The sequence below is a fragment of the Trebonia sp. genome (genome assembly GCF_049794275.1).
Classification (GTDB): domain Bacteria; phylum Actinomycetota; class Actinomycetes; order Streptosporangiales; family Streptosporangiaceae; genus Trebonia.
On record NZ_JBARCR010001302.1, the window covers coordinates 1 to 3972 of the forward strand.

Sequence of the window (3972 nt, forward strand, 5' to 3'; positions counted from 1 at the left end):
AGGTACACCAGATGACAACCACCACGTGGACGACGCGGCCGACGCTTTCGGCAGAGCTGTCCCGGCGCTTGGTGGACGCGGCTGTGGCTGCGGCCACAGCCGGCGGGCTGCGCGTGACTGTCGTGACGGTCGACGAGTCCGGCGTACTCAGGGAGGTTCTGCGGATGGACGGCGCCCCGCTGGTCAGCCTGCAAACGGCGATGAACAAGGCGTATGCGGCCGCCGCCATCGGCATGCCGCCGGACGACTTCTTCGCGGCTATCGAGGCAGACCCCGCGGCTGTCGCTTCCTTTACGAACCGGCCAGGGCTGGCGCTGCTCGCGGGCGGCCTGCCGGTGCTGGCCGACGGTGACGTCGCGGGCGCGATCGGGGTCGCGGGCGCGATGACAGCAGCCGAGGACCGCGCGATCACAGAGGCGGCCCTGGAGGCGGCCCTGGCAGGCATGGCCAGGTGACGGACCGTCGTGCTGTCCCGTTACGGCGTGGATTCCGCGGCCAGTGAGACGAAATGCTCTACCGCGGGCCTGGTGTCACCGGCCCGCCAGGCAACGCACATCGTGATGGGCGGCAGCCCTGCGCTGGGGACAAAGCAGACACCCGGGCGGCCGTGGAACCTCGCCGCGGAAGCCGGACACAGGCCGATGCCGTGCCCGGCCGCCACGTGCTCGCACCATTCGTCGACGGTCCGCGCGGTGGCGCCGATGATCGGCACGTCGCCGCCGGGCCGGGGCTTGATGAGCCATTCGTCCTGCCAGGCGCGCGGCTCGCAGCCGTCGGTGGCCAGCTCCGCGGTGACGAACGGCAGCCCGGCGACATCGGCCAGCGTGAGCTCGCCGCGGGCCGCCAGCGGGTGCTCGGCCGGAAGCACGAACATGCGCGGCTCCGAGCGCACCACGGCCAGCTCGACCCCGGGCGCGGCCACCGGCGGGCGCAACAGCGCGACGTCGCTGCTGTGGTCGAGCAGGCCGGCCGACGGCTGGGTCATGTCGAAGATCTGCAGGCCCACCTTGACATCCGGGTATGTTCGCTCGAAATCACTGAGCAGCCGCGTCCTGGTCTCGTTCTCGCAGCCGGAGCCGAGCCCGACCGACAGCGTGCCGGCAACCGCGTGGGCGGCATTCCGCGCGGCGGTGACGCCGCGGTCCAGGCCGGCCAGCGTCTCCCGCGCGGCGGTGAGGAACGCGGCGCCGGCCGGCGTCAGCGCGGCGCCCTTGTTCGTCCGGTCCAGCAGCCTTGCCCCCACAGCATCTTCCAGCTGCCGGATCTGGGTACTGAGAACCTGCTGTGCGACGTGCACGCGGTGCGCCGCGGCGGTGAAGCTCGCCTCCTCGGCGACCGCGACGAAGTACCTGAGATGGCGCAGCTCAATGTTCATCGCTGGCTCAGCCTAACCGCGAGAATCCAGACCGTGAGGAAAGCATGACCGAGAACGCCGAAGAACAGCAAGAACAGCAGGCGCTGCCCGGCAGGCTCGCCCGGGTGATCGCCACTCGCGGCGGCCTGGCGCCGCCGGAGGCCCCGTTCGTCATCGAGCACCGCGAGGCGCTGATCTACATGCTGTGCGAGGCGGCGGAGCTCGAGCACGGGATCATGTGCCAGTACCTGTTCGCGGCCTTCTCCCTGAAGGAGCGCCCCGACGAGGGCCTGACGGAGGACCAGGCCGCGACGGTCCGGCGCTGGCGCAAGCAGATATCGCATGTCGCGGCCCAGGAGATGCTGCACCTGGCGCTGGTGCAGAACCTGCTGTCCGCGATAGGGGCGGCACCACACGTGTCGCGGCCGAACTTCCCGCAGCCCGCCAGCCACTATCCGGCCGGGGTGCACCTGACGCTGCTGCCGTTCGGCGAGGCGGCGCTGCGGCATTTCATGTTCCTCGAGCGTCCGGAGGGCATGGCGCTGCACGACGCGCCCGGGCTGGCCGCCTTCAGCCGGGCGGCGCCGGCGATGCGGCCGGGCGACATCGCGCCGCACGGCCAGGACTTCGCGACCGTCGGCCACCTGTACCGGTCGATCGAGGCCGGCATCGAGCACCTGGCGGAGAAGTACGGCGAGCGGTGGCTGTTCGTCGGCCCGCCGCGCGCCCAGGCCACGCAGCGGTACTTCGGCTGGCCGGAACTGGTCCCGGTGACGGACGCGGCGTCCGCGCAGCGGGCGATAGGCGAGATCCTCGAGCAGGGCGAGGGGCCGCGCGGAGACTGGCGGAACGCGCACTTCGGGCAGTTCGTCGCGATTCTCGACGAGTTCGAGCAGCTCCGCGAGGCCGACCGCGGCTTCGACCCGGTGCGCCCGGTGCTCCCGCTGAACGTCCGCCCCAGCGAGCGCGACCCGGACGTGCCGCTTGTCACCGACCCGCTCACGCAGCGCGTGATGGACCTGTTCAACGTCTGCTACGAAATCCTGCTGCTGATGCTGCAGCGTTTCTTCGCGCACACCGAGGAGACCGATGCCCAGCTCAGGGTGCTCGCCGACGGGACCTACGCGCTGATGGTGCAGGCGATCAAGCCGCTCGGCGACGTCATCACCGGGCTGCCCGCGGGCCCGGAGTACCCCGGCCAGACCGCCGGCCCGAGCTTCGAGCTCTTCTACGAGAGCGACTACGTACTCCCCCACCGGGAGGCGGCCTGGGTACTGCTGGCCGAGCGGCTCGAGGCGGCGGCGGCGTTCTGCGAACCGTCCGGCGCCGGCTGCCCCCCGGAGGTCACCGGGAAGCTGGCCGAGGTCCGCGCTTCGCTGGCCGGCATCGCCAGCTCTCTCGCCGCACACCTGCCCTCCCGTCCGGTCCCGGCTCCGGCGCTGTCCGCGGCGGGCGAGGAGCTTTCCGCGGTCCTCGGCCGCGCCCTCGCTCTTTACCGAACGTGCGCTGACATCTCTTCCGGCGACCATGTCTCCGCCGCGCTCGCCGACGTCGCGAGAGCCGCCTACCGTGTGCTGGAACACACCGGCCGTTCGGGAAAATCAGCGACGGAAGCGACCGCGGCGGCGCGCATCACCGACAGCGTGCTGCGGCCGCTCGCCGACCGCCTCGGCCGGGAACCAGCGGCGGGCGCACCACCGGTCCCTGAGCCCCGGGCGGAGGGCGGCACGATGCCGGAGCTAGCGCGCCGCGCCGCGACGGACGCGACCCGACTGAGCGCGCAGCTGGCGGACACGGCGCCACCGGAGCTGCTCGAGGCGGTCGCGGCGCTGCAGCGGGTCGCCGTGGACCTGGCGCCGGACGCCGCCGCGCAGGCCGCGGAGCTCGCGGAGCTGCAGCGCGGGCTGCGGCCGCGGATCGTGGTCGCGGAGAACGGCCCGTACCTGGTCACCAACGCCGCCGCGGTGCGCTCCTACCTTGGCGAGCCGCTGCGGGTGCCGCCGCAGCTGGCGCTCTGCCGGTGCGGGCAGTCGGGTGACAAGCCGTTCTGCGACGGATCGCACGCGCGGACCGGGTTCAGCGGCGCAAAGGACCCCAAGCGGGTCCCGGATCGCCGGGACACCTACCCCGGGGTCCAGGTGACGATCTTCGACAACCGGGGCATCTGCCAGCACTCGGGGTTCTGCACCGACGGGCTGCCGACGGTGTTCCGGACCGGCGCTGAGCCGTTCGTCGCGCCGAGCGGCGGGCGGGCGGACGAGATCATCCGGGCGGTGCGCGACTGCCCGTCCGGGGCGCTGAGCCTGGCGTTCGACGATACCGAAGCCCGTGACCTGGCCGACTGGCATGGCCGCCGCGAGCAGGCGGTCGAGGTCTCGCTGGACGGGCCGTACCGGGTGACCGGCGGGATGCCGCTGGCGGACGCCGACGGAGAGGACGTGCCGCGGGCTTCGGGGTCATCGCGGGAGCACTACGCGCTCTGCCGGTGCGGGCACTCGCAGAACAAGCCGTTCTGCAGTGGCATGCACTGGTACGTGCAGTTCCGCGATCCGGTGCGCCCGGCCGATCCCGCGCTGTTCGAGTGGGCCGGCGGCCTGCCCGCGCTGACCCGGATGACC

General features: G+C 72.5%; 3 protein-coding genes. 2 read left to right on the forward strand and 1 reads right to left on the reverse strand.

Features of this window, described 5'->3' with window-relative positions; translation table 11 throughout:
* Window positions 1-455: GlcG/HbpS family heme-binding protein (locus WA805_RS31545; RefSeq protein WP_425244169.1), on the forward strand; the 455-nt coding region annotated here is incomplete at its 5' end.
* A gap of 20 nt (window positions 456-475) precedes the next feature.
* Here the strand turns inward: WA805_RS31545 and WA805_RS31550 are convergent.
* On the reverse strand, window positions 476-1375 hold the full coding sequence (locus tag WA805_RS31550; RefSeq protein ID WP_425244170.1) for a LysR family transcriptional regulator: 900 nt from the start codon (window positions 1373-1375) through the stop codon (window positions 476-478).
* A gap of 44 nt (window positions 1376-1419) precedes the next feature.
* On the opposite strand from WA805_RS31550, the gene WA805_RS31555 reads away from it, so the two are divergent.
* The coding region (locus WA805_RS31555; RefSeq protein WP_425244171.1) for a ferritin-like domain-containing protein at window positions 1420-3972 on the forward strand (2553 nt) is incomplete at its 3' end.